Annotated in this window: 22 protein-coding genes and 1 pseudogene; 11 read left to right on the forward strand and 12 right to left on the reverse strand. The window is 72.2% G+C overall.

Annotated elements, in window-relative coordinates; genetic code table 11:
- Positions 1-15: 15 nt before the first annotated feature.
- Positions 16-306 (forward strand): annotated as a pseudogene (locus tag ACZOOI_RS01400) (aminotransferase class IV); the annotation flags it as partial.
- 423 nt (positions 307-729) lie between these two features.
- On the opposite strand, the gene ACZOOI_RS01405 reads toward ACZOOI_RS01400, so the two are convergent.
- On the reverse strand, positions 730-1,227 hold the full coding sequence (locus ACZOOI_RS01405; RefSeq protein WP_465278994.1) for a hypothetical protein: 498 nt from the start codon (positions 1,225-1,227) through the stop codon (positions 730-732).
- Positions 1,228-1,405: 178 nt separating this feature from the next.
- Positions 1,406-2,011: an HD domain-containing protein gene (locus ACZOOI_RS01410; protein WP_465278995.1), complete on the reverse strand. Its 606-nt coding sequence runs from the start codon at positions 2,009-2,011 to the stop codon at positions 1,406-1,408.
- Between the two features lie 296 nt (positions 2,012-2,307).
- Between ACZOOI_RS01410 and ACZOOI_RS01415 the strand changes: the two genes are divergently transcribed.
- The 3 genes from ACZOOI_RS01415 (at position 2,308) to ACZOOI_RS01425 (ending at position 6,318) form a co-directional block, all read left to right on the forward strand.
- Positions 2,308-3,588: an MFS transporter gene (locus ACZOOI_RS01415; protein WP_465278996.1), complete on the forward strand. Its 1,281-nt coding sequence runs from the start codon at positions 2,308-2,310 to the stop codon at positions 3,586-3,588.
- Positions 3,589-3,725: 137 nt separating this feature from the next.
- Positions 3,726-5,081 (forward strand): NAD(P)/FAD-dependent oxidoreductase, encoded by a 1,356-nt coding sequence (locus tag ACZOOI_RS01420; protein WP_465278997.1) that lies wholly within the window; start codon positions 3,726-3,728, stop codon positions 5,079-5,081.
- Between the two features lie 100 nt (positions 5,082-5,181).
- On the forward strand, positions 5,182-6,318 hold the full coding sequence (locus tag ACZOOI_RS01425) for a protein-L-isoaspartate O-methyltransferase family protein (RefSeq protein WP_465278998.1): 1,137 nt from the start codon (positions 5,182-5,184) through the stop codon (positions 6,316-6,318).
- Positions 6,319-6,394: 76 nt separating this feature from the next.
- Here the strand turns inward: ACZOOI_RS01425 and ACZOOI_RS01430 are convergent, their stop codons facing one another.
- From ACZOOI_RS01430 to ACZOOI_RS01440, 3 genes are all read right to left on the reverse strand, one after another.
- Positions 6,395-6,751 carry a VOC family protein gene (locus ACZOOI_RS01430; protein ID WP_391585979.1) on the reverse strand — a complete coding sequence of 119 codons (357 nt, stop codon included), beginning with the start codon at positions 6,749-6,751 and terminating at the stop codon, positions 6,395-6,397.
- A 53-nt stretch (positions 6,752-6,804) separates the two neighbouring features.
- Positions 6,805-7,503: a hypothetical protein gene (locus ACZOOI_RS01435; protein WP_465278999.1), complete on the reverse strand. Its 699-nt coding sequence runs from the start codon at positions 7,501-7,503 to the stop codon at positions 6,805-6,807.
- Positions 7,504-7,633: 130 nt separating this feature from the next.
- Positions 7,634-8,401: an SDR family oxidoreductase gene (locus ACZOOI_RS01440; RefSeq protein ID WP_465279000.1), complete on the reverse strand. Its 768-nt coding sequence runs from the start codon at positions 8,399-8,401 to the stop codon at positions 7,634-7,636.
- A 184-nt stretch (positions 8,402-8,585) separates the two neighbouring features.
- Between ACZOOI_RS01440 and ACZOOI_RS01445 the strand changes: the two genes are divergently transcribed.
- The gene (locus ACZOOI_RS01445; RefSeq protein WP_465279001.1) at positions 8,586-9,416 is read left to right on the forward strand and encodes a helix-turn-helix transcriptional regulator; all 831 of its coding nucleotides are present in this window, start codon (positions 8,586-8,588) and stop codon (positions 9,414-9,416) included.
- Between the two features lie 28 nt (positions 9,417-9,444).
- Here ACZOOI_RS01445 and ACZOOI_RS01450 read toward each other — a convergent pair whose 3' ends face one another.
- The gene (locus ACZOOI_RS01450; RefSeq protein ID WP_465279002.1) at positions 9,445-10,614 is read right to left on the reverse strand and encodes a winged helix DNA-binding domain-containing protein; all 1,170 of its coding nucleotides are present in this window, start codon (positions 10,612-10,614) and stop codon (positions 9,445-9,447) included.
- 163 nt (positions 10,615-10,777) lie between these two features.
- Here ACZOOI_RS01450 and ACZOOI_RS01455 point away from each other — a divergent pair, with 163 nt between their 5' ends.
- Positions 10,778-11,320 (forward strand): hypothetical protein, encoded by a 543-nt coding sequence (locus ACZOOI_RS01455; protein ID WP_465279003.1) that lies wholly within the window; start codon positions 10,778-10,780, stop codon positions 11,318-11,320.
- On the opposite strand, the gene ACZOOI_RS01460 is transcribed toward ACZOOI_RS01455, so the two are convergent.
- From ACZOOI_RS01460 to ACZOOI_RS01475, 4 genes are all read right to left on the reverse strand, one after another.
- On the reverse strand, positions 11,257-12,546 hold the full coding sequence (locus tag ACZOOI_RS01460) for an acyltransferase (RefSeq protein WP_465279004.1): 1,290 nt from the start codon (positions 12,544-12,546) through the stop codon (positions 11,257-11,259). The two genes, ACZOOI_RS01455 and ACZOOI_RS01460, sit on opposite strands and share 64 nt — an antisense overlap.
- Positions 12,547-12,908: 362 nt before the next feature.
- Positions 12,909-13,958, reverse strand: a complete 1,050-nt coding sequence (locus ACZOOI_RS01465; protein WP_391585986.1) for a terpene synthase family protein — start codon at positions 13,956-13,958, stop codon at positions 12,909-12,911.
- Positions 13,955-15,640 (reverse strand): prenyltransferase/squalene oxidase repeat-containing protein, encoded by a 1,686-nt coding sequence (locus ACZOOI_RS01470; RefSeq protein ID WP_465279005.1) that lies wholly within the window; start codon positions 15,638-15,640, stop codon positions 13,955-13,957. The genes ACZOOI_RS01465 and ACZOOI_RS01470 overlap by 4 nt, the downstream gene beginning before the upstream one ends.
- 272 nt (positions 15,641-15,912) lie before the next feature.
- Positions 15,913-16,206 carry a YciI family protein gene (locus tag ACZOOI_RS01475; RefSeq protein WP_465279006.1) on the reverse strand — a complete coding sequence of 98 codons (294 nt, stop codon included), beginning with the start codon at positions 16,204-16,206 and terminating at the stop codon, positions 15,913-15,915.
- Positions 16,207-16,428: 222 nt separating this feature from the next.
- Between ACZOOI_RS01475 and ACZOOI_RS01480 the strand changes: the two genes are divergently transcribed.
- On the forward strand, positions 16,429-16,920 hold the full coding sequence (locus ACZOOI_RS01480; protein WP_465279007.1) for a MarR family winged helix-turn-helix transcriptional regulator: 492 nt from the start codon (positions 16,429-16,431) through the stop codon (positions 16,918-16,920).
- Between the two features lie 68 nt (positions 16,921-16,988).
- Positions 16,989-17,522, forward strand: a complete 534-nt coding sequence (locus tag ACZOOI_RS01485) for a DinB family protein (RefSeq protein WP_465279008.1) — start codon at positions 16,989-16,991, stop codon at positions 17,520-17,522.
- 481 nt (positions 17,523-18,003) lie between these two features.
- On the opposite strand, the gene lipB is transcribed toward ACZOOI_RS01485, so the two are convergent.
- Complete coding sequence (lipB, locus tag ACZOOI_RS01490; RefSeq protein WP_465279009.1) at positions 18,004-18,681, reverse strand: lipoyl(octanoyl) transferase LipB; 678 nt, start codon at positions 18,679-18,681, stop codon at positions 18,004-18,006.
- An 11-nt stretch (positions 18,682-18,692) separates the two neighbouring features.
- Positions 18,693-19,397, reverse strand: a complete 705-nt coding sequence (locus ACZOOI_RS01495; protein ID WP_465279010.1) for a class I SAM-dependent methyltransferase — start codon at positions 19,395-19,397, stop codon at positions 18,693-18,695.
- Between the two features lie 264 nt (positions 19,398-19,661).
- On the opposite strand from ACZOOI_RS01495, the gene ACZOOI_RS01500 reads away from it, so the two are divergent.
- The 3 genes from ACZOOI_RS01500 to ACZOOI_RS01510 all read left to right on the forward strand — a co-directional run bounded on the left by ACZOOI_RS01500 (position 19,662) and on the right by ACZOOI_RS01510 (position 24,526).
- On the forward strand, positions 19,662-20,465 hold the full coding sequence (locus ACZOOI_RS01500; protein ID WP_355538447.1) for an enoyl-CoA hydratase: 804 nt from the start codon (positions 19,662-19,664) through the stop codon (positions 20,463-20,465).
- A 248-nt stretch (positions 20,466-20,713) separates the two neighbouring features.
- A complete protein-coding gene (locus tag ACZOOI_RS01505) occupies positions 20,714-23,440 on the forward strand; it encodes an AAA family ATPase (protein WP_465279011.1) in 2,727 nt (908 codons plus the stop codon).
- A 333-nt stretch (positions 23,441-23,773) separates the two neighbouring features.
- Positions 23,774-24,526, forward strand: a complete 753-nt coding sequence (locus ACZOOI_RS01510) for a hypothetical protein (protein ID WP_465279012.1) — start codon at positions 23,774-23,776, stop codon at positions 24,524-24,526.
- Positions 24,527-24,598: the final 72 nt, after the last annotated feature.

Genomic DNA, 24,598 nt, shown 5'->3' on the forward strand with positions numbered 1-24,598 from the left:
GTGCTGCGGGTGACCGTGTTCGATCCGGCGATCCGCCCGGCCGATCCGAACGCCCCGACCACGCCGCACATCCTGATCACCACTCGCCCGGCCGGGCCAACGACGCTGCCGACGACACGGGTATTGCCCATGGTCTTCCGCCGCGACCTACCGGAGGTCAAGCACCCGGACCTGCTCGGCCGGTCGCGGCGTCGGCGTCGGGCAATGCCTGCGAGCTACGACGACGCGCTGTTCGTCGAGCCGGACGACCGAATCACCGAGGGCGGGACGTCGAACATCGGCTTCATGCTCCGCAACCACCTGACGCACCCCGACGCCCGTGCCCGCGCGGCGTGGCATGGCGTGCCATCACCGCCACCCTGCTCCAGGCCCGGCACGCCGCCTCGACCCGTCCCCGAGGATCAACGAACTCAGCGCGTCCCAGGCCGCGTTCACCACCAATCCGGCGATCGGCCCACGCCCGATCAACGCCGTCGGCAAGCACGGACCACCGACCGATCACCCGCACCCGACCACCCTCGCCGACACCTGCCGCGCGCTTGCCGGCGCCCCGTTGCAACCGACGCAGTCCGCGCAACTCCGCGCGGCCCTACGAGAGCGCACCCGACCACCCTCGCCCACACCAACCCCGCGCTCCCCGACGCCCGTTGTGGCCAACGCAGCCCGCGCAGCTCCGCACAACTCCGCGCGGCCTCGCCAGAGCCCGCACTCGAGGCACCCGCACCCCGGTCACGGGTAGTCGAAGAACCTGATCCACCACGTCGGCCCGTCCTCGACCGTGTAGTGGTCCGCGAGCCGGCTCGTCCCGTCGTACGTCGTCCGCAACAGATCCTCCGGCACGACCCGATAGCCGAGGTCGTCGAGCGCGGCCTCGACCCGTTCCCGATCCGCCGCCGACACGTACGCGGGCGCCGCGCCCACGGGGTGATCGTCCGGCGCGTCGACGCTCGTGGCGACCAGGTCGCCGAAGTTGCTGACCACCAGGGTGATCCGCCCGGTCCCCGCCAGTGCCGCCGCCGGGACCACGATCGCCCCGTGTCGACTGGCCGCCCGGGCCGTGCCCTCGACCGGACAGCGACACCCGAAGTCCGCCTCCAATCGCTCGACCAGTCGGTCGAAACGCTCGCGCGTGGCGACCGGGTCGTAGTCCGGCGGAGCCGCCAGATGCTCCGGGTCGTCCAGGGCACGCAGCAGCGCCCAGGCCTGGTCTTCGTCGAGCAACGTCATGGGTCAGCCGATCCGTGCGGTCCGAGGCGCCTGCGCATACCCCGGGCCACGGCCGAACACACCCGGCCGCGCCCGGCGGGAATGCGCCGGCCCGCAACCGGGCCCACCCGCCGGCGCCTGCGCACGCCCCGGCCCGCAACCGGCCACCCCCGGCCGCGTCTCCCGTACGAACCCCACGTCAGCGATCCAGCGGATTCCCGGAGATCCGCTCGGCCCATCCGTTCCGCATCAGTTCGGCCGCCGCACTCGTCGGCTTCCGCTCGGCCTGATCGCGCGCGGCATGCAGGAAGGCCGGCGCGAACCCGGCCCGCGGCACCGCCGTCAGCAGCGCCGCGGCGAAGTCCGGATCGAAGGAGTCCAGGGCCCGCCCGGACACATCCGCCCCCACCGCGATCTGGAGCAGATGACTCTCCGGGTCCACCTCCGCCGGCACCGCGTCGCGCATGTGCAGCACGATGATCTCGGCCAGCCGATCCCGGCGCGGCCCCGCCCAGCCCGCCCCCGCCGCGAACACCCGGGCCAGCTGCGCACCCGCCTCCTCGAACGCGAGCGTGTGGCTGTCGAACGGGGCGGTCAGCGACAGGTCGTGCATCAGCGCGGCGACGTAGAGCAGTTCGGCGTCGAACCCGATCCCTCGGGCCGCTCCCACCGAGGCGGCCCAGAAGTACGCCCGCACCGAGTGGTTGCGCAGCCCGATCTCCGCGTACTCCGCACAGACCCCGTACGCGGCCCGCGCCGTCGCCGTATCCGGCGCCTCGACTCCGCCCACCTCGGCGATGAACATATCTGCTCCCCCACGATCGTCGACCATCCACCGGAACGCCCGCATCATCGCAGCCGACCGCCCACCTGCTCCAGTGGAATGATCTTCTCCTCGCAACGATCCACACCGGCCGGGCCACCTGGTCACCATCACCCCGGCCTGGTCACCATCACCCCGGCGACCGGGTCACCATCAGCCAGCGACCTGGTCACCATCACCCCGGCGTCCGGGTCACCATCGCCCCGGCTTGGGGTGACCCGAGCCCGTCCGTCACGCTGTGGTTCGTGCATCCCTCCCAGATCTGGTGGTGAACCGGCATGACCGACTTGGATCCGGCCATATCCGAGTCGGCCGACCCCGAGCGGGTCGACCGATCGGCGCTTCAGCGGCGGACCGTGCGCATCCTGATCGCCGCGCAGGTGGTCGGCGGCGTGGGGATGGGGTCGGCGCTGACCGTCGGCGGGCTGCTCGCCGAGGACCTGTCCGGCTCCAAGAGCTGGTCGGGCCTGGCGACCACCGCGATCACCCTGGGCGCGGCGGTGTTCGCGATCCCGATGTCGCGGGCGGCGACCCGTCACGGGCGCCGGGTCGCGCTCACCGCCGGCTGGGGGCTCGCGACGCTCGCGGCCGGCGGGGTGATCCTGGCGGCCGTACTGGAATGGTTCCCGCTGCTGATCGCCGCGCTGCTCGTGTTCGGCGCGGGAACCGCCGCCAACCTCCAGTCCCGGTACGCCGCGACCGACCTCGCCGACGACGCGGGCCGGGCCAAGGCCCTGTCGATCGTGGTGTGGTCGACCACCGTGGGTGCGGTCCTGGGCCCCAACCTGAACGAGCCGGGCGCCGTGATCGGGCGTGCCCTCGGCCTGCCGGAGTTGGCCGGGCCGTTCCTGTTCTCGATCGTGTCCTTCGCCGGCGCGGGCGGCATCCTGTGGGTCGCGCTGCGCCCGGATCCGCTGCTGATCGCCCGCGCCGACCTCGGCGACCGGCAACAGCCGCGCGGTGACCTGCGCGGTGCGCTGACCGTCATCCGCCGGGCGCCGCGGGCGATGCTCGGGCTGGCCACGGTGGCGTTCGGGCACGTGGTGATGGTGTCGGTGATGGCGATGACGCCGGTACACATGAAGGACCACGGCACCGCGTTGACCCTGGTCGGGCTGACCATCAGCCTGCATATCGCGGGCATGTACGCCCTGTCGCCGGTGGTCGGCTGGGCCGCCGACCGGTTCGGCCGGATCCCGGTGATCCTGGGCGGCCAGTTCGTGCTGCTGCTCGCCGTGTTCGTCGCGGGCACCTCCGGCCACTCCACGTGGCGCACCATGGTCGGCCTGATCCTGCTCGGCTTCGGCTGGTCGTGTTGTCTGGTCGCCGGGTCGGCGCTGCTCGGCGAATCGGTGCCGGCGGGCGAGCGACCGGGGGTGCAGGGCGTGTCGGACCTGCTGATGAACCTGGCCGGTGCGGCGGGCGGCGCGGCCTCCGGGTCGGTCCTGGGCCTGGCCGGCTACGGCGGCCTCAACCTGGTGGCCGGCTTCCTGACCGCCCCGGTCCTGTGTGTCGCGGCCGGCTTCGCGTTGGGTCGATCCCGGCGCCCGGCCGGCTGAGCCGTCCGAGCCCTCGCCGGCGCGCCGCCCCGGATGGCCCGCCCCGGTCGTGCCCCACCAATGATCCCCATATGTTTGGACAAAATGTGCCAAATGGTCTCGGGCTTCCTGTCCGAGCCTTCCCGGAAGGGGCAACCATGGTGCAGCGGGTGGTCGTCGTCGGAGCAGGATTCGCCGGGTTCGAGACGGTGCGCAAACTGGAACGAACCCTCGGGCCGCGCGAGGCCGAGATCGTGCTCGTGAGTCCGATGGACTACATGGTCTACCGACCGCTGCTGCCGCAGGTCGCGGCCGGTGTACTGTCCTCGCGCACCACGGCGGTGCCGCTGCATCGGATGTTCAAGCGCACCCACGTCCTGCCCGGCGGCGCGATCGGCGTCGATCTCGCGGCCAAGGTGTGTGTCGTACGCAAGATCTCCGGCGACATCACCAACGAGCACTACGACAAGCTCGTCCTGGCCCCGGGCAGCGTGACCCGCACCTTCGACATCCCGGGGCTGACCACCTACGGGCACGGCATGAAGAACCTGGCCGAGGCGGTCTACCTGCGCGACCACGTGATCGCCCAGTTGGAGATCGCCAACTCCAGCACCGACCCGGCCGAGCGCGCGTCGCGCTGTCAGTTCATCGTGGTCGGCGGCGGCTACGCGGGCGTGGAGACCGCCGCGTGCCTGGAGATGCTCACCACCAATTCGCTCCGGCACTTCCCGCGCCTGGACCCGGCGCAGGTGCGCTGGATGATCGTGGACGTGGCCCCGCGGCTGATGCCCGAACTCGGTGAGAACCTGGGCAAGGCCACCTTGCAGATGCTGGCCAAGCGCGGGGTGGACGTGCGGCTCGGGATCAGCGTGCAGGAGATCACCGAGGACTCGGTGACGCTGACCACCGGCGAGAAGCTGCCCTGCCGGACGCTGGTGTGGACGGCGGGCGTCACCGCAAGCCCGCTGGTGGGCACGGTGGGCACCGAACTGGTCCGCGGCCGGCTCGCCGTCGCCGCCGATCTCGCCGTGCCCGGCCACCCGGACGTGTTCGCCCTCGGCGACGCCGCGGCCGTGCCCGACCTGGCCAAGGGCGACGGCGCGATCTGCCCGCCCACCGCGCAGTACGCACACCGGCAGGCCAAGATCGCCGCGGCCAACGTGGTCGCGTCGCTGCGCGGTGGGCGACTGAGCCCGTTCCGACACAAGGACCTGGGCCTGGTCGTCGACCTCGGCGGCACCCAGGCGGTGGCCCGGCCGCTGGGCTACGAGATGCGCGGCCTGCCCGCCCAGGCGATCACCCGCGGATACCACCTGATGACCGTGCCCTCGATCCGGGCGCGCACCCGGGTGTTGTCCAACTGGGTGCAGCACGCGTTCGCCGGCGACGACCTGGTCCGCCTCGGCTTCATGTCCGATCTGGACGGCCGGATGGGCAACCTGGAGAAGACCGACGCCTACCTGTCCACGAACGAGATCGCCGCCCGCACCGGATCCCGCGCCGCCCACCCGTGAGCACACCGCGGGGGCGCACGACCCGAGCCGGGGGGCGCGCCGCGGGCACCGAAGCGCCGTACCGGGTGCCGACACCCGCTCGGGCGGGTACACCGGGGCCATGAGCGACGAGCGCACGGCGGCCCGCCTGCGGATGGCGCTGGTGGAGCGGCTGCGGCTGACCGGGAGCGTACGCACCGAGGCGGTGGCGAACGCGATGTCGCAGGTGCCGCGCGAACTGTTCACCCCCGGGGCCACCTCGCCGGCTCGCTCCTACGAGGACCGGGTCGTGGTCTTGTCCACCGACGAACGCGGGCTGCCGGACAGCACGGTCAGCCAGCCGGCGATGGTCGCGCTGATGCTCGAACAGCTCGCCGTGCGACCCGGGATGCGGGTGCTGGAGATCGGTACCGGGAGCGGGTACAACGCGGCCCTGCTGGCCCGGCTGACCGGCCCGGAGGGCGAGGTGGTCAGCATCGAGGTGTCCGCCGAGTTGGCGGGCTCCGCCGCACGGCGCCTGGCCGGGCTCGGCACGCACGTGGACGTACGAACCGGGGACGGCTGGGCCGGGGTCGCGGACCGGGCGCCGTTCGACCGGATCGAGGCCACGGTGGGGGTGCCGGATCTGCCGCCGGCCTGGGTGGAGCAGCTCGCGCCGGACGGCGTCATGGTCGCCCCGATGTGGCTGCGACCGGGCCTGGAGTTGGCCGTCGCGTGGGAGCGGACCGCCGACGGGACGCTGATCAGCGCGTCGGTGGCCCGCTGCGGGTTCCTCCAACTGCGTGGCCCGCACGCCGGGCCGGGCCGGGCCCACGCGCTGACCGGCGATCTCGCGGTGATCGGCGAGAATCTGCCGCCGGCCGCCTTGGACGTGTTGCGCGACCTGCTCGACCACGGCGCGGTGGACGCGGGCCCGGCGCTGGGTCCGGTGGACGTGCGGGTGACCGGATTCGCGTTGGCCGAACCGCGCTCGGTGTTGTTCCTGGGGCATCCGGGCGACGCGATGACGTGGGGCCTGTTCGACCCGGAGCGGCCCGCGCTCGCGGTGCTCGTCCAAGACCGCATCCTGGTCTACGGCGACCGTGACGCGGCGGTCGAGCTGTACTACGGCGTGGCCGGCGCGCCGGTGGTGAACGCCGACCGGCTGCGGCTGGAGGCGGTCCCGGCGGGCACCGCCTTCCCGGACGCGGCGGAACCGGGCGCCCGGACGTGGACGGTGGAGCGGGAGCACTACCGGTACCGGCTGACCGAGACGTGAGCCGGAGGCGCCGCGTGCCTGCGCCCGTGCCCGCGACGGAACGTGGCCGGGCGGGCGGCGGATCGCGCGTGCCGGGCTACTTGGGGGTGCGCAGCAGGCAGAACTCGTTGCCTTCGGGGTCGGTCAGCACGTGCCAGCTCTGCTCGCCCTGGCCGACGTCGGCGGGCTTGGCACCGAGGGCGAGCAAGCGGGCCAATTCGCTCTCCTGGTCCGAGCCGATCGCCGGGCTGACGTCGATGTGCAGCCGGTTCTTGACCGCCTTGCCCTCGGGGACCGGCACGAACAGGATCGTGGGCAGCGACCCGTCGGGCGCGTTCAGTTCGATGTCCTCACCCTGCACGGTGAGGTCCCAGTCGAGCACTCGACGCCAGAATTCGGCGAGGGTGGGCACGTCGTTCGCGTCGACGACGAGTTCGGAGAACACAGCGGGCATGACGGCACCTCGGTGGAAAGTGGGACGGCGGGAGCGGGGTCGGTGCGGATCGCTCACTGGGGCGGCAGGGCCCGGACCACCTGCCCGAATCGCGCGGATCCGGTCAGCGTGGCGTGCTCCGGCCCCTGCCAGTTGACTTCGAGTTCCTCCAGGATGCCCTCGTGCCACCAGAACATCCCGGTGGACAGGGCCTGCTGGTCCCGGGTCAGCCCCTGGGCGGTCTTCAGGACGAAGCCGGCCATGCCCACGGTGCGCTGCGAGGTCAGTGGCAGCGCGAGCAGGCAGTTGTCCACCGGCAGCGACACCAGCGCACCCGCCCGCAGCGGGTCCCCGATCGCCTCGCCGAGCCGGAACAGCTGGGCGGAGCCGGGCCAGCCCTGGCCGAGCAGCGAATGCAGCGTGCTGCCGGTGGAGATGTCCATCGGCGTGCCGCCGTAGCCCTCCATCCGCAGGTTCGTCGCGGCCTGGAGCCAGACGTCCTCCACCGCCATCCCCCAGTGCTGCACCATCGGCGTCTCGACCGTGACGGCGGCGCCGTCCGGACCCTTGACGCACGCCACGGCGACGATCTCGCCGCGATCGCCCAACGGCCACACCATGCCCTGCATGCCCAGGTGCGGGCCGGGTCGGCTGATGATCAGCCGCAGATCCTGGCGGATGCGATCCGGCGGCGCGCTCATCAGGACGCCGCGCACGTCCTGCCCCCAGGCGGCGTTCTGCTGGTTGCGGGACTGGCGACGAAACAACGCCACGGAAGGCTCCTCGTACGGGGTGGCGGGCGGGCCTGACAAGTCATAGTCAACACCCCCCGGCCGGCGCAACATCACCCCGGCGGGCCGAACCGGCGCGATCGCAGCCGGAGTCGGTCCGCCGCGTCGCGGTTCACGCCTGGCGGGTCGGGAGGATCACGATCTGGCGCAGGTTGACGTGGCGCGGCCGGGTTGCCGCGTATGCCACCAGGTCGGCCACGTCGCTCGCGGCCAGGCTGCCGATCGCATCGAACATGGCGCCCAGTTGGCCCGATTCACCCAGGTCGACGTTGTCGATGTGCGAGCCGAGTTCGGTGTCGGTCAGGCCCGGCTCGATGTTGGTGACCCGGACGTCGCGCGGGCCCAGTTCGCTGCGCAGGGACGCGGACAGGTGGGTGAGCGCGGCCTTGGTCGCGCCGTACACCGCGTAGTTCGGGAAGGTCACGTGGGCGCCGATCGAGGAGATGTCCACCAGGTCGGCGGCCCGCCCGTCCGCGGCGGCGGCCACCAGGTCGGCGGTGAACGCGCGGATGATCCGCAGCGCGCCGGTGACGTTGGTGTCGATCATCCGGGTCCACTCGTCGATCCGGCCGTCGTCGAGCGGGTTGGGCAGCATCACCCCGGCCGAGTTGACGACCAGGTCGACCCGGCCGAGCTCGGCCCGGATCCGAGCCGCGCCGGCGTCCACCGAATCCTGATCGGTGACGTCGACCACGACGGCCAGGGCGGTGCCGCCGGCCGCGGTGATCTCGGCGGCCAGCTCCTTGAGCCGGTCCTCGCGGCGGGCGAGCAGCGCGACGTGCGCGCCGTGCGCGGCGAGCAGCCGGGCGGTCTCGGCGCCCATACCGCTGGCGGCTCCGGTGACGACGGCGATCCGACCGGCAAGCGCGGTGTAGCTCATGGGAAGACTCCAGTGGAAGCGGTGGGCGAGGCGTGTTCCCCGCCGACCCGGCCAACCTTGCCCGCGCCCGCGACGCACACCCAGAGCCCGCGTTTTCCTGGGTCTGCCCGTACCACCCTCGGGACCGGTCGGCGGGAAAAGTGCGGGTGGGGCGCGGTGCCGGGCACGGTATTAGAGTCCGGGCATGAGCAATGCGTCGTTCGAACAACTGGGTGACTTCCTCCGTGCGTGTCGGGCCCGGGTCGGGCCCGAGGAGGTCGGGTTGCCGGTGTTCGGGCGCAAGCGTCGGGTGGTCGGGTTGCGGCGCGAGGAGGTCGCGCAGCTCGCGGGCGTGAGCGTGGACTACTACGTGCGGCTGGAGCAGGGCCGGGGACAGCACGTCTCGGACGCCGTGCTGGATGCGATCGGGCGCGTGCTGCGGCTGGATCCGACCGAGTACGAGCACATGTGGGATCTGGCCCGGCCGGCCCGGGCGAGCGCGCGGCGAGTCGCCCCGTCGACGGCGCGGCCGGGGGTACAGGTGCTCCTGGACCGGATCGACGCGCCCGCCTTCGTCCTCGGCCCGTGCATGGACGTGCGGGCCTGGAATGCGGCCGCCGACGCGGTGATGGGGCTGAGCGCGATGGCGCCGCACGAGCGCAACATGGCGCGGCACACGTTCCTGTCGCCGGACGCGGGTCGGTTCTATCCGGACTGGGAACAGGTCGCGGCCGACACGGTCGCGTTCCTGCGTCTGGAGGCCGCGCGGCACCCCGCGGACGCGCGGATGGCCGCCCTCGTCGAGGAGTTGTCGGCCGGCAACCCGCGCTTTCGGCCGCTGTGGGACGCCCACCAGGTGGCCGAGAAGACCCACGGCACCAAGCGCCTGCGCACCGCCGACGGCGGCGTGCTGGACACCGCCTACGAGAGCCTGTCCTTTCCCGGCGACCCCGACCTGCTCCTGATCGTCTACACCACCGCTCCACGCGCCGCCCGCACCGTCACCGAGTTGCCCGCGACGGCCGGCCGGCCCTGAACCCGGGCGACGCCGCGCCGGACCCGGCCTACCCGCTCAGCTCGCGCTCCAGGGGCACCCGGAAGCGGGGTGTCACACACGTGCCGGCCAACCACGAGGTGTGCCGGGCGGCTTCGGCCTCGATGGCCTTGTTCGCCTCGGGTGGGAGGTCGACCAGTGCCTGCCAGACCACCTCTCCGTCCGCCCGGGTGGCCCACCCGCCGACGACGCGGCCGTTCCACCACACGGTCGGGCCGATGTTGCCCATCCGGTCGAACAGGCGCTCGCGCAGCTCGGGCGTGATGTACCAGTCCCGCCCCTTCCAACCCATCGGCGTGGCGTCCAGCGCCGGCAGCAGCGCCGCCCACGGCTCCGGCGTCTGGCCCGGCTCCTCGTCGCCGGGCAGCACGTAGCCGACGCTCCCGTCGTCCAACGCGACCTCCACCGCACGCACCGCCGCGAGGGCGTGGCGGGTGTCGGCCACCGTCCAGCCGGTCCACCATTTGAGGTCGTCCGACGTGCCGGGCCCGAACGCGGCCAGCCACCCGCGCACCAGTTCGGCCTTGGCCTCGGTCCTGCCGATCTCCGGCAGCGGCGGTGCGATGGCGTAGCGGAACCGGCTGGACAACCACGAACCCTGCGGCCTGGCCCGGACGATCCGGCCCTCGCACGAGAGGGTGAACAGCAGCCGCGTGGACACCCCCTGGTTCGCCTCGTACGGTTTGCCGATCGCGACCCGGATCTGGGTGCGCAACTGCGGTACCACCTCGCCCAGTTGCATTGCCGTCGCCTCGCCCAACTCGGTCAGCGCGGCCACGGTCGCGGTCTCGACCTCGTCCAGCCACGCCTCGTCGTATCCGCCCGAAGCCAGGAACTGGAGCATCACCCGGCGCTGCGTGATCGCGACCGCGTCGGTGCTGGAGCGCTGGACCACGTGCACGATCTCGCGCGGCACCACATAGACGGTGCGTCGCATGCCGGGCATCCGGACCAGTGACTTGTCGTCATAGAGCGCACGTTCGACCTCGGCCGACGACGGCTCGGCCAGGCGCGCGCAGGTGGACACGTACACCGTGGCGGGGTCGGTGGCGTGCAGCAGGAGCACGGCGCGGGCCGCGTCCTCCGCGTTCGCGGCCCGTGCGCCCGGCGCCAGGCGATGCCGAATGCCCAAACGCGCTCGTCGTTCATCGTCGCTGATCCGTGGCAACGCAGAGGTCATGAGCCGACCATAGGGGTCGGATGCGACATGTGGCCGGGAATCATACGGCGCGGCGATTCCGGATCGCTTTACCGTGACGGGGTCGGTACACGGAAGAATCGAGTACCGATGGGCACGTACCGAGTTCCCCCGTACCACCGCACGTCCGTGTGAAGGAGTCACCATGCCGTCTGCGGGATCGTCCCGGTTCGATTGGCGTCGAATGACGCTCGCCCGTAGGGCGGCGAGCGCGGGTGGTCCGCGCCCGCCGAGGACCGGGAACGGTCTGGTGATCGGGGCGGTGATCGTCGGCGCGATCGTGATCCTGGCGTGGTGGTTGTTGTCCTCCGGGGGCAGTGACAACGGCAAGAAGTCGGCTGCGGCGACCGCGCTGCCCAATGCCTCCGGGACGGGGAATCCGTCCGCGCGGCCGAGTGGCTCGTCGGTGCCCTCGCCCACCTCGACGGTCAAGATGGCGGTCATCGCACGCCAGGCGATCGGTCTGGAGATACGCGAGAAGCCGGGCGGGGGCAAGACCGTCGCCGAGGTGAGCGCGGGCACCCGACTGACCGCGACCTGCCGGGCCAAGGGAGCGAACGTGTACGGCTGGCGCGGCGGCAAGAGCGATCAGTGGGTACTCGTGACCACCGGCCAGGGCGCCGGCTACGCGCCCGAGGCGTGGTTGGAGACCACCGGCTCGGCGAAGGATCTGCTGCCCGTCTGCTGACCCGCGGGCGCCGGCCCGGGTCGGCGGGCGGACCGGGTGGACCGGGTCGCCCGCCGACCCCGCGCCCGCTCGCGGCCGATCAGCCACGGGCTCAGCGGGGTCCGCGCGACCAGCCAGGCGAATCCGGCGGATGCGAGCGCGACCACGGTCGCCAGTACGGCGGTGTCGACGGCGGGCGACCACGGCAACGCGGCGACGAACCCGTTCAGTTCGAGCAGCCGCAGGATCATCGGGTGGGCGAGGTAGACGCCGAAGGCCAGTTGCGCTCCGCGGGCGGCGGCGCGCCGACCCGGGATCGGCGTGCGGGCGCGCTCCCAGCGGGTGGCCACGGCGTACAGCGCGAGCACCGCGACCGGCCCCCACAGCAGGCTCACCGGCTGGGTGGCTATCGAGGCGGTCGCGGTGTCCCGGCCCGCGGCCACGCTGTGCCGGTACCACGCGTAGGTCAGCGCGAGCATCGCGAGCGTGCCCACGCAGATGGTCCGGGTGTGGCCCAGGACCCAGGCGTGGAAGGCGTCCAGGTGTACCGCGACGAGCGCGCCGGCCAGCACGAAGAAGCCGTAGGTGGGCAGCAGCATGCCGCCGTGGATGCGGTACCACTCCAGCGGTCCGCTCAGCGGTCTCTCGTGGAACAGCACCACCAGCGCCGCGAGTTGCCCGATGCCGGCGACCACGAGCAGCAGCAGGTGCCGCCCGGCGCAGGCTCGGACCAGCTTGAGCAGCAGCGGGAGGAGGACGGCGATCTGGAGCGACACGAGCAGGAAGTACAGGTGGTACCAGGAGCCGCCCCAGACGATGCCGCCGCGCAGATCGGTCAGCGCGCCGGGCAGGTCGTGCCGGATCCGCGCGTGGTCGCCCAGCACCCAGTAGGCGGTGGACCACAGCAGATACGGGACGCCCAGGAGCTTGAAGCGCTTGCCGAGGAAGGCGCGGACCCGCAGCGGGCGGCCGTAGGCGCTGTGGAAGAGCACGAACGTGCTGACGAAGAAGAACACCGCGCGCGTGGCGTGCAGGACGAGTTGGGTGAACGCGGGGCCCTCGCCCGGGAACGGGTAGGTGACGCCGATGACGTGCACCACGATCACGCACAGGAAGGCGATGTCACGGATCAGGTCGATCCGGTGCAGGTGCGGCCGGCGGCCGGCGGCGTACGGGCCGATCGTGGGTTTCGGCGCCCGGGTCGGACGGGGTTCCCGGGTCCGCCTGTCGTCGAAGGAGATGGCCATCAACAAGCGCCTGCCCCGAACCCGGCGATCACCTCGCCGCGGGCCCGCCGATTTCGCCGGGGCGCGACCGGCGGTCGCGCCCTCCGTGCGGGGTGCGAGCCGGATCGAACCGCAGGACGCGGGGTGCCACAACGCGGAAAGTCCATGTAGGCAGCATGGACGTGCTACATGAGTGAATGATGAAAGCCGCCCCGAAGCACCCTCGACGTTGTGTCAGGTTCGGGCAAAGTCCGCCGACGCGCGCAGGACGCGCGTCGGCGGAGGGTTCGACGGAAATGGCAACGGGTCGACGCGAGTCGCACGCGGCCGGCCGTCGGGCACGGCAGGAGCCCGGCTGCGGGGGGCGTGTGGCGAGAGGCCGCTCACCCGCCCGGCTGGGGATCCGGGACGAACACGGCGCGGTCCCGGTGGAAGGTCATGGTGCCGGCGGTCGAGCCGTCCCAGCCCAGTCCGCCGGGTTCGTAGCGTTTGCTGACGGTGGCCCACCACAGGTTGGAGGTCATCACGTGGCCGACCTCGTCGAGGTAGGCCCGCATCCCCGGTTCGCCGCCGTGCGGGCCGGCCAGGATGCGATCGCGCAGGTCGAGGAACTTGCGTTCGGTGGCGTCGATCAGCCCGCAGATCTTGTTCATCGCGCCTTCGAGGTCGAGCCCCTCGGCCTCGCCGAGGTAGTAGACCAGGTTCACCCGGTCGTCCATGACCAGTTCCTTGCGGTACGAGACCAGGTCGTTGATCAGCGTGTATCCGTCGATCGCGGTGTCGTGGAGGGCCACCATCTCGGCGGTGCGAAACGCCTCCTGGGACAGTGCCACACCCGGCACGCCCTCCTCGGCGAAGCCGAACAACCAGCGCACGCCCAGACTGTGCCGACGGTCGTCCATGTACGTGTCGTAGTCGGATATCCCGGCGTCGCGCCAACTCTCCAGCTCGGTGGTGAAGCCGTGGGCGAAGTCCTCCATGTAGGACACGAAACGAATCCAGCGGGCGGGCGGCATGCGTTCGCGCAACCAGGAGAAGTCCTCGCGCAGCGGGGTCGAGCCGTCCCCCCAGCCGAGCAGGTCGGACATGAAGCGGCCGAAGACGTTGCGGGTGGCGAACGAACTGCCGCCCAGACCCGCCTTGTCCACCAGGCTGTTCTCGATGCCGATCAGGTAGTTCATCACCTTGGCTGTGGTCAGGGCGAGTTCGTAGTCGGCGTGCGGAACGGACAACGACACCAGCAGCGTCCCGTCCACATTCTTGTCGATCCGAGCCGCGTCGCCGGCGTAGGCGAAGCCCAGGTGCCGGTGCGCCCACCAGCGGGATTCGCGCATCAGCCGGTCGGTCTCGGGATGGAACGTCATCGGCAACAGGTTCGCGAGCTTCGGCAGATGGAAGCTGATCGGGAGGTCGACGACCGTGGGTGTGCTCACGCCGGGCTCCTTTCGCCGGTCTGCGTCGGAGTGTTCCTGCCCCCGCCGGGCAATCCGGCGGTGCCGGGCGCGGGGGCGCGCACAGTCGTGGTGTGCGCCGCCGACGCGCCGGTGTCCGAACGATGATGCGAGCGCTGGGCCAGTCGATTGCCGAGGTGACCCAGCGCCAGCAGGGTGAAGTGGTCGGCCAGACACGGGATCACGTACAGGAACGGTCTGGTGCCGAGCATGTCCGGTACCGACTCGATCCCGCCGTCGCCGCGTTGTGCGGCCAGCAGGCGCTCGACGCCGCGCGCCACCGGGCGCGGGTCGCTCTGCCGACACAATGCGATCAGGGCGTAGGCGGTGCTGATCGCGTCGCTGGGGTCGCCGGGTTGCTGGCCCCAGCCGCCGTCCGGGTTCTGCCCCTCGCGGATGGCGACGAGCGCCCGCTTGGCGGTGGCCCGGTAGGCGTCCGGGCCGCAGGCGTCGATGGCCAGCAGGGCGCGGAAGATCGAGTGGTAGCGGCTGCGGCTCCAGTCCGGTTCGAACGTGCCGTCGGGGTATTGCGCGGCGGCCAGGAACCGGCGCCCGGCGGTGATCCGTTGCACGTGTCGCGACGCGCGTACGCTCAGCGCGTTGACCGCGGCGGCGGTCATGCACGCCTCCGACGGCGCGCCGGCGATGTACGTGGGGAATCCGCCGTCCGGACCCTGATAGGACCACAGCGCGCGCAGGCCGACGTCGATGGTGCGCCGGTAGCGCACCGGGTCGGTGGCGTGCAGGAACTCGATCGCCACCGAGGTGTCGTCCACGTCGGCGAGCGCCGCCGCGTCGGTGTACGACCAACCGCCGTCCGGCCGTTGGCCCGCCGCAAGGTGGTCGCCGATCCGCCGGCGGACCTCGTACGGCGCGCCGGAGGCATCCAGCGCGACGCCCGCGGTGACCGCACACCAGGTGTCGGTGTCGGTCACGAACGGCACTCCGCCGTCGGCACGTTGGTGGGCCAGTGCCTTGGCCACGCCGTTGACGAGCAGCGCGTCCAGATGCGGCCGGTCCGCGAGCGCGTGCAGCACCAGCAGGTGCACCAGGATGTTGCCCTCCCAGACCCCCGGGCCCTGCTGGGTGTCCACGAGCAGGCGCAGTTCGGCCGGGGTGATCTCGTCCGCGTGACCGGTGAGGTCGGCGAGCGCGACCTTGAGCGCAACCGTCTGCACGTGCGCCCACGGGTGCAGGTTGCCGGTTTCGAAGGCGTTCGGGTCGAACGGCCGGCGGGCGGCCCGGCGCGGTGGGCCGAGCAGGGACAGCACGGTTTCCAGCATGACCCGCTTGCGGGCGTTGAGAAACGCCGGCGCCCGGCGCAGAAATCGGTCGAGCAGGTCGCCGGCGCCGTGTTCGGAGGTGTCGCCGACGTGGCGTAAAGCGATCGTTGCGAGTAACCGGTCGAGGGGTTCGGCGCCGGCCAGGCAATCGGTCAGGAAACCGGCGACCCGACGGTGGTGATCGGCTTCGATACCGGTGCGCTCCAGAAGGCGCAGCAACAGCGCCGATTCGAGCACACGGCTGCGGCACGGACCGCGCACCGCGCCGTCGGGGCCAACCGAGTCGGCGACCCGTCGACGCAGCCGGGCGGTGGCCACCGGGAGTTCGGGGGCGAACAATTCCGCAGGCCACCCCGGCAGTCGGGTATCTCGCACGCGCATCGGTCAGCGCCTCCCCCACACGTCCTGTCGCAAGCTGTGCCGTCGTGTCCGGTGTACCCGGGTATGGCGCCGAGCGGAGAAGGGGTGCTGCGGTTGGGGTACCCGGCGCGGAATGCACGCCCCGGCGGGTGGACGCCGTCCATCGCCCCGGGTGTGTTCTCAACACGAAATCACCCGAAGGCGTGAATGCGGAAGCCTGTACTCGTTTGTTGTCTGAATAAGTGAGTAATCGCCATCAAATGCGCTGGAAATGAACGGCTGTTGACGGCACTTCAGACCGCCGAAAGCAGCCCTTCGAGCCCCGGCGCGGTCCTGGTGGGCGCGAATTCGACAACGTCGTACGTCGCCACGCCCTCCCGACGGAACGGGTCCTCCGCAAGCACGGCGTCAAGCGCGGCCCGATCCGCGGCACGCGCCAGGATCACTCCACCGGTACGGGGCACCCGGCGGCCGGAGGCCAGCAACATGCCGGTCGCGTAGTGCCGGTCCAGCCATTCGAGGTGCCGAGGCAGCAGCACGTCGATGTCCTCGATGGGGGCGACGTAGGTCAACGTGATCACGAACATGTCCCCGATCGTAGGGCGTGCCGACAGCCGGGCAAGGGCGGGCCGTCCGCATACGGCACGAATCACCCCCGGGCAGCGCCCCGACCGCCCGCCGGTCCCGCGGTCGATGCCGGCAGCACCGTGGAACCCCGTGGCACTACGGATTCGGCGCTCCCTAGTGCGGATTAGTCTCCGGATCACCACAGGGCCTCATGATCACCCCAGACCGGAAGGGACACCCCAATGAACACCGAAGCCACGACCGCGACCGTCACCGAAACCGACACCGAACTCGCCGGACAGCCCGTCGGCTACTGGACCGGGCTCGCACACCGTGAGGTGATCGCCTACATCCGCAGCCGGCAGGCCGAGCTCGGCCTCACCCAGCCACAGTTCTGGCTGCTGCGCCACCTCTCCACCGACGACCTCTCACCCGACGGCAAGCCGCGCTCCGTGGCCGACCTCACCGAGGCCATGAGCGAGTACCTGCTGCCCGGCGACGACCTCGCCGCCGAGTCGGCCGCGCTCGTCGCCCGCGGTTGGCTCGCCGAGACGCCGGACCACCTGCTGGCGGCGACCCCGGAAGGCGAAGCGGCCCGGCTACGGATCAAGGCCATCGGCCCCTCCGTACGCGCCCACATCCACGACGGCATCTCGGACGCGGACTACGCCACCACCGTGCGTGTCCTGCGACGCATGATCACGAACGTCGCCGGCCCCACGGCGGACCGGTAGTCAGCGAACGGTGGCCTTCGCAGGGAAATGCCTTGTTCGAGCCGGGTCGGGTGGGCCATTCTCGGCGCATGATCACTCCCGAGACCAAGAGCTGGACGTGGGTCCTCGAGTCGGCCTGTCCCGACTGCGGCCTGGACACCCCCGCCGTCCCGCGCGCCCGAGTCCCCGCCCTGACCCGCGCGAACGCCGCCGCATGGCACGAGCTGCTCGTCTCCGGCGGCGACGAACTGCGCATCCGACCCAACCCGGACACCTGGTCTCCGACCGAGTACGCATGCCATGTCCGCGACGTGTTCGTCCTGTTCGACGAGCGCCTGCGGCTGATGCTGACGCAGGACGGCCCGGACTTCGCGAACTGGGACCAGGACGCCACGGCCGTCGAGTCGCGCTATGCCGAGCAGGACCCGATACGGGTCGCGGCCGACCTCGCGACGGCCGGCGCCACACTGGCCGACGCGTTCGCGGCGGTCGCCGAAGACCAGTGGACCCGTACCGGCAACCGCAGCGACGGCACGATCTTCACCGTCGAATCCTTCGCCCGCTACTTCATCCACGACCCGATCCACCACCTGTGGGACGTCACCGGCATCCGCGCCGACTGACCCGCCTTCGGCCGCCACCGACCCGACGGATGCTGGGCGGCGGGCGCAGGGTGGAGGCCGGATAGGCCACCGAGCCCGAACCGGCCAAGCCGACCAGGGCATGTCCGGCCGCGTAGCGGACGAACAACACGAATACGAAGCACCGAACCAAACCCCCGAACCGGCCAAGCCGACCAGGGCATCGCCGGCCGCGTAGCGGACAGGCAACACGGATGCGAAGCACCGAACCCAAACCCCGAGCCGGCCAAGCCGACCAGGGCATGTCCGGCCGCGTAGCGGACAAGCAACACGGACGCGAAGCACCGCCCAAACCCCGCCCGCGTAGCGGACAAGCAACACGAATACGAAGCACCGAACCCAAACCCCGCCCGCGCGTAGCGGACGAACAACACGTGCCAACTCCTTTGCCAGGCCCGACCCACCGCCCGACCCACCGCCCGAGCCAAGCCAAACCAAGCCAAACCAAGCCAAGCCAAAACGCCTAACGACGCGTAAGTTCCTCAGCAAGGGCGCCGGCCACCGCATCCCGGACCGCCGATTCGGTCGGGGTCGGCGTCGCGCGGCCGGCTTGGGCGGCGAGTTCGGCCAGGGACGTCATCGTCGTGTCCGGGAGGGCACACGCGGTGAACGTGCTGAACACACTCAGGTCGGGGTCGATGTTGAGCGCGAAGCCATGGCTGCTGACGCCGCGTCGGATCCGCATTCCGATCGACGCGAGCTTGCGGTGGTCGGGCGTCCAGACGCCGACCAGGCTCGGCGCGCCCGGTGGAGTCTCCCGCCGGATCGCGGGGAAGCCGAGCGCGTCCAGGGCGGCCGGCAGGCCGTTCTCCACCCGGCGCACCAGGTCGCCGGGGCCCAGTGCCCGCACGTCGACGATCAGGTAGCCGATCAGCTGACCCGGTCCGTGATAGGTCGCGTGGCCGCCACGGTCCACCTCGACCAGCGGGATCGGCGACGCCGGATCCGGGAGGTCGGCGGCCGGGGTGCGTGCGCTGTAGGTGATCACCGGCGGGTGGGAGAGCAAAAAGAGCCGGTCGGGGGCGAGTTCCTGCTGCCGCTCGGCGACCCAGCGCGCCATCTCGACCTGCGCCGTCGGGTATGCCACGGCGCCCAGGTCGACCCGCACCAACGAGGTCGGATTCGTGTCCTGTCCGGGCATCGCGCCGACCCCTATCCCGCCGTCCGGCCGTCGGCCCGGCGCCAGCGCATCGCGGTGGCGAAGGACAGGTCGACGAAGTCCGCGCCCGGGAAGACCGCACCGTAGCGGGCCCGATACTGCGCGCGGGTCAGATAGTGATCCGACATCAGGTGGTCCAGCCATGCCGCGCCCGTCCGGAAGCGGTACAACCACCAGGCGTCCCGGGCGCGCATGTGACGGAGGTCGCGGGCCAGTTCGCGGGCGGCACCGGCGATGTACTGCCGGCGTGTCGCGGCGGGCACGGTGGCCACGTTGTCGACCAGGACGATCTCGCCGCCGGGTCGGACCAGCGACTTCAGGTGCGCCAACGCCGCGCCCAGGTCCGGCAGGTGGTGCAGGGTGCCCATGCTCAGCACCAGGTCGAAGCCCTCGCCGTCGTGTACGTCCGTGAGCGAGGCCACCTCGTAGCGGATCCGCTCGTGCGGGCGGCGCACCCGGGCGACCTCGATCAGTGGCGCGCTCACGTCCGCGGCCAGCACGTCGGTGTAGGAGCCGGCCAGGGCAAGTGCGTGTCGGCCGGAGCCGCAGCCGGCGTCCAACGCACGGTCACCGGTCAGTTGCAGCCCGGCCAGCCACTCGCCGAGGGGGTCGCACAGTCCCGCATAGCGGTCGTAGTCGCCCGCGAAGGCGTCGAAGAGCCGCGGATCGGCCTTGAGCGGTTTCATTGACTTGGTCAAGAATGGCTTGCGTGTCCCGAACCACGTGCGGGTCCCGAACCAGGCGCGCACCGCGGACCGGGCACGCGCCCCGAACCATGGACGCGACGCCGAACGTGTCGCGTCGGCCGGTTCGTGCTCGACCGCCCGGTCGACGATCGGGCGACTCGTCCCGATCGGCGGCACCGGAACCGGATTCGCACTCTTCGGTTCCCCGATCGCCCGGTCCGACACCGTGCGACTCGAAGCCCTTTGCCCCTCAATCATGCCGAGGATGACGCCCCCATGTCCTTCGTACTCGTCGACAAGCCCCGCCCCCATGTCACGCTCATCACCCTCAATCGACCGGACCGCATGAACGCCATGGCCTTCGACGTCATGGTCCCCTTTCGTGAGGCTCTGGAAGCCGTGAGTGCCGACAACGATACGCGTGTCGTCATATTGACAGGTGCCGGGAGGGGTTTCTGCTCCGGTGCGGATCTGGAGAATTCCGGCCGGATCCCCGGCATCAAGGGTCTGACCCGAACCAGCATCGCCCGCCGTTCGATGGAGATCCTGGACGACGTGATCCTGGGACTGCGTCGGATGCACCAACCGGTGATCGGCGCGATCAACGGCCCGGCGATCGGCGGCGGCTTCTGCCTCGCCACCGCCACCGACATCCGAATCGCCGCCGACACGGCCTACTTCCGGGCGGCCGGCATCAACAACGGGCTCACCGCGAGCGAGCTCGGAATCAGCTATTTGCTCCCCCGGGCGATCGGGTCGTCTCGGGCATTCGAGATCATGTTGTCCGGACGGGACGTGGACGCGACCGAGGCCGAGCGGATCGGACTGGTGTCGCGCGTGGTGTCGGGCGAGAAGTTGCTCGACGACGCGTACGAACTCGCCGAGCGCATCATCGGGTTCAGTCGAGTGGGGGTGGAAGTGACCAAACGGTTGCTGTGGTCCGGCATGGAGGCGGGCAGCATGCACTCGCACATGGACCACGAGGGGCACGCCCAGTTGTACGTGCGACTGACGACGGAGAACTTCGAGGAGGCCATTCGGGCCCGCAAGGACAAGCGACGACCGGAGTACAAGGACTGACGGGCATTCGGACGGACCTTCAGCCGAAAGACTGACGGATATTCAGCCGGATGCCGGCGTGACGTCGACCCCATGTCGGTGTCACATGTCCGTAATTACTTGGTCCGGACTTCACACGTTGAGTGAATGTTGAACATGTGTTGACCGGGAACGGGCAAGCTCAGGCTCATAGTGCGGCGGTCCGGCCGGATCCGGCGGGGCCGCCGGCCACACCACGGGGGTGTGAGCGAGATGCGAGGAGAGTTTCCGTGCTTCACGGAGGGAACGACGAACTGGCCGCCGTCACGGCACTGCTGCAACGGACGCGCGCCGGTGACGGCGGAGCGGTCGTGCTGCGCGGGGCCGCGGGGGCGGGCAAGACGACGCTCCTGGGCGAGGCGATGTGGCAGGCGAAGGGGATGACCGTGCTGCGCACGGCCGGACCGCGCGGCGGGGGCGCCCTCCCCTACACCGCACTGCGCCAACTGCTGGCCGGCCTGCACCCGAGAATCGGCCGACTCCCACACACCCGGGCCCAGGCGCTGCGCATCGCGCTCGGCCTGGCTCTCGGCGCGGCCGATCGCGGTGTGGTGGCCGCGGCGGCCTGCTCGCTGGTCCTGATCGCCGCCCGAGAACAACCGGTCCTGGTCCTCGTCGACGACGCCCACTGGCTCGACGCGGCCTCGGCGGCGGTCGTCGCCTACATCGCGCGGCGCGCCGAGGGTGTGCCGATCGCCGTCCTTCGCGCGACGCGGGAAGGTGCGGACGCGAACTCGGCAGCGGCGAAGCCGGCCGGGGGCGCGGGCGAGCGGATCGCGAGCGGCGCGGGCGTGGCGGAGGCGCCGGCGCCGGGGGGCGCGTCGGGCGAAGGCGCGGGCGAGCGGATCGCCGACTTGGCGGGCGCGTCGGGCATCGCGGGCACCGCGCGCACCGCGGGCGAAGGCACGCCCGGAGCCATGGTCGGCAGCGCGGCGGGCAGCAGCGCGACCGATGGCAGCGGGGTCGAGCCCGGTGCAGCCGAACGAGCAGCCTCGGACCGCAGGGTCGGCGACAGCTCAGCCGCGGACGGGGCGGCCTCCACCGGCCTGCCCTCCGGCCCCGGCACCGCCGCTGACACCGGCACCGCTACCGGCACCGACGCCGCCACGGCCACGGCCACCGTCAACACCACCGACACCAACACGCCCACCGCCACCGCCACCGACCGCACAACCCGCGCGACGGACCCCGTGACCAGCCACCCGACAGCAGACACCCGTCGCGGTCGGCCGGAAACCCGCGCGGCGGACGGCGTGTTCCCCGCCCCCGCCCCCGACGCCGCCGAGCAGGCAACGGTGGCCGCCGGCGACGGAGTCGGCGCCGCAGGCAGGCGACTCCCGGACGGCGTCGGGCACTTCGACGCGGTTGCGGCAGCGCGGCCGGCGACGGAGACCTCCCGGGGCGCCGCCGGGGCGGGGGCGCGCCGGCCGGGTTCCGGTGCGGCGGTCGCGGGTGGGGACGTGCCGTTCGCGGCGTTGCCCGAGGATGCGCGTCGGCTGCTTGCGTTGGCCGCGCTCGAACCGGCCGCCGACCTGGACCAGTTGGCCGTCGCCGGCCGCCGGATCGGCATCGGGCGGGGCGCTCGGCTCGCGGTGCTGCGGGCCGGGCTGGTCGATGCCGCCGAACACCGGGTGCGGTTCCGGAACGCGGCGGCACGCGAAGAGGTGCGCCGCTCGCTCACCCCCGCGGAGCGCCGCTCACTGCACGGAGCACTGGTCTACGCCGCGAGCGGTGCTCTCGCCTACCGGCGACCGTGGCACCTGGCCGCGCTCGCCACCGGCCCCGACGCCGACCTCGCCGCCGCCCTGGAAGCCGGCGCCGGCCGCACTCGCCGCGAACTCGGCGCGGGCGCCGCCGCCGCGACCTGGGAGCAGGCCGCCCGACTGACCTCGGACGCCCCCGTGGCCCGCCGCCGCTATGTGGCCGCGGCCTACGCCGCATGGGAGGCGGGCTTCCCGGCCCGTGCCCGCACCCTGCTCGACACCGCCGACGCCACCGATCTGGCCGGCGTCGTCGACGAGGGCGCCTCGGCGCACTCGTCCGGCACCGCGATCCGGCTCCGCGCCGCCCTGCGGCACGCCGAAGGACACCGCTCCGAAGCGGGAGCACTGCTCTTGGAGGCGGCCCATGGTCGCGCCGCGCTCCTGCTCGCCGCGACCGGCGCCGCATGGGAGGCGGGCGACCGCGCCCGGACCACCCAGGCCCGCGCCGCCCTGTCCGCCCTCCCCCTGGCCGACGACGACCCGCTGCGCACCGTCGTGGCCGCACTCGGCGCCGACGGCGTTTCGCCCGCGATGGTCGCCCCGGCCACCCGGGCCCGGCTGTACGGCCTGGGCATCGCGCTGTGGGAGGTCACCCCGCTGGCGGTCCACGCGGCGGCCACCGACCAGGCCGCCTACGAGGTCCTCCTCGACGAGGCCGCGGTACTGCGCACCCACGGCGCCCGAGGCGCCCTCGCCGCGGCCCTGATGCCGCTCGCGGTGGCCGGCGCGCTGTCCGGGCGGGCCGTGGAGGCCGAGACGCACGCCGCCGAGGGCCTGCGGCTCGCCCGCTCCACCGGGCAGGGGACGCTGGCCGCGTGGTTCCTGGCCGCGCTCTCGATGGCCGCGACCACCCAGGGCCGGATCGCCGAGGCGCGCGACGGGGCCTGGCAGGCCCTGCGGCTGACCGGCACCAAGGGGCTCACCCCCGTCGGCGCCTACGCGCTCTACGCGCTTGCAGTGGTCGAACGCGCCGAGGGCCGCACCGAGGCCGCCTGCGAACTCCTCGCCAAGGCACTGGCCGCACCCGCCGGCGCCCTGATGGAGGTGCGCATCCGCGCCGAACTCGCCACCGCCGGCCCCAACCGCTCCGGCGTCGCCGCCCTCCCCCCGCGCCCCACCCACCCCAACACCCCACCGCTCGCGCTCACCGGCCGCATCACCCGCACCCCCCAACTGGCCACGGGCAGCGCCTGACCCGGCCGCCGGGCCGGCGAATCCCATCACCACCCCGGCCCGCGCCGGGGCACCCCGCCGAGCGCCCCGCCCGAGCACCCACCGCCCGAGCACCCCCGCCGGCGCATCGGCTCCGAGCCCTCGGCGGCCGGACCGCCGACCCTCACGCACGGCGATCGTCCGCTCACCGGGCTCCGAAGCGGACACATCCGGCGCCGTGGGCACCGCACGCGCCGCGGCCCGGGCCCCCGAGACCCGTCGAGGCGGACACCCCGTGATCCATCGCGACGAGTTCCCCGGCGCGGCTCGCCCGATGGCGGACTTGTTCTGCGGACACCTGGGTAGATCGTCGGCGTGACGGAACGCGGCGCGATCGAGGACTGGGACACCCGGCTGGGCTGGATGCGCGCGCTCGTGTCGGACGACGAGATCGCGCACCGACGCGCCCTGGACCGGTATCTGGAGGTGACCCGGGAAACCCGCGAGGCCCGCGCCGCCTACGACGCGATCGTGCTGCGGGTACCCCGCTCGGTCACCGCCGAGGAGGCGGCCTGGCGGCGCTTTCGCACCGCGTGGCTGCGCACGCCCGCCGCGGCCCTGCTCGCCGAGCCGCCCGAGCCCGCCGAGGTGCCCGATTGGGGCGGGCTGCCGTACGCGCTGACCTATCTGGAATGGGAGGCCCGGTACCCGGTCGAATGGACCCGGCACGCCAAGGTCTGGAGCACCAAGCAGCGGCTGATCCGGCTGCTCGCCGTCCCCGGGCACCACGCCGCGGCCCGGGCCCGCCTGATCGACCTCGTCGAACTCGTGCTGTACCGCCGGCATCGTTGCAAGGACCGCGAGTACTCGCGGATCGCCCGCGTGGTGGACGGCGAGGACCTGCGCGCCCGGTTGGCGAAGGCGCAGGTCTCCGGCGAGCCGTGGACCCGGGATCAGGCCGGGCACGTGTTGTGGTTGTTGCACAACCCGCAGATCCCGATCACCCGCACGAACTGGTTCCGCTGGATGTCCGCCACGGCGACGGACACGCCCCGGGCGACCCTGCCCGCCCCACCCCCCACACCACCCCCCGACCACCCCGACGCCCCTTCCCCACCACCTCGTTGACGAGCCGTCATTCGCCGTACAGCACATGCTTTCCCGCCATAGGTTGTGCACCGACAACTTCGGCGACAGCGG

The organism is Embleya sp. L77 (assembly GCF_055557415.1).

Excerpts from the sequence above, each read along its gene's own strand:
- ACZOOI_RS01405 (WP_465278994.1), bottom strand. The coding sequence starts at position 1,227 with ATGACGTTGCTCGACGAAGACCAGGCCTGGGCGCTGCTGCGTGCCCTG.
- ACZOOI_RS01410 (WP_465278995.1), bottom strand. The coding sequence starts at position 2,011 with ATGTTCATCGCCGAGGTGGGCGGAGTCGAGGCGCCGGATACGGCGACG.
- ACZOOI_RS01415 (WP_465278996.1), top strand. The coding sequence starts at position 2,308 with ATGACCGACTTGGATCCGGCCATATCCGAGTCGGCCGACCCCGAGCGG.
- ACZOOI_RS01420 (WP_465278997.1), top strand. The coding sequence starts at position 3,726 with ATGGTGCAGCGGGTGGTCGTCGTCGGAGCAGGATTCGCCGGGTTCGAG.
- ACZOOI_RS01425 (WP_465278998.1), top strand. The coding sequence starts at position 5,182 with ATGAGCGACGAGCGCACGGCGGCCCGCCTGCGGATGGCGCTGGTGGAG.
- ACZOOI_RS01430 (WP_391585979.1), bottom strand. The coding sequence starts at position 6,751 with ATGCCCGCTGTGTTCTCCGAACTCGTCGTCGACGCGAACGACGTGCCC.
- ACZOOI_RS01440 (WP_465279000.1), bottom strand. The coding sequence starts at position 8,401 with ATGAGCTACACCGCGCTTGCCGGTCGGATCGCCGTCGTCACCGGAGCC.
- ACZOOI_RS01445 (WP_465279001.1), top strand. The coding sequence starts at position 8,586 with ATGAGCAATGCGTCGTTCGAACAACTGGGTGACTTCCTCCGTGCGTGT.
- ACZOOI_RS01450 (WP_465279002.1), bottom strand. The coding sequence starts at position 10,614 with ATGACCTCTGCGTTGCCACGGATCAGCGACGATGAACGACGAGCGCGT.
- ACZOOI_RS01455 (WP_465279003.1), top strand. The coding sequence starts at position 10,778 with ATGCCGTCTGCGGGATCGTCCCGGTTCGATTGGCGTCGAATGACGCTC.
- ACZOOI_RS01460 (WP_465279004.1), bottom strand. The coding sequence starts at position 12,546 with ATGGCCATCTCCTTCGACGACAGGCGGACCCGGGAACCCCGTCCGACC.
- ACZOOI_RS01470 (WP_465279005.1), bottom strand. The coding sequence starts at position 15,640 with ATGCGCGTGCGAGATACCCGACTGCCGGGGTGGCCTGCGGAATTGTTC.
- ACZOOI_RS01475 (WP_465279006.1), bottom strand. The coding sequence starts at position 16,206 with ATGTTCGTGATCACGTTGACCTACGTCGCCCCCATCGAGGACATCGAC.
- ACZOOI_RS01480 (WP_465279007.1), top strand. The coding sequence starts at position 16,429 with ATGAACACCGAAGCCACGACCGCGACCGTCACCGAAACCGACACCGAA.
- ACZOOI_RS01485 (WP_465279008.1), top strand. The coding sequence starts at position 16,989 with ATGATCACTCCCGAGACCAAGAGCTGGACGTGGGTCCTCGAGTCGGCC.
- lipB (WP_465279009.1), bottom strand. The coding sequence starts at position 18,681 with ATGCCCGGACAGGACACGAATCCGACCTCGTTGGTGCGGGTCGACCTG.
- ACZOOI_RS01500 (WP_355538447.1), top strand. The coding sequence starts at position 19,662 with ATGTCCTTCGTACTCGTCGACAAGCCCCGCCCCCATGTCACGCTCATC.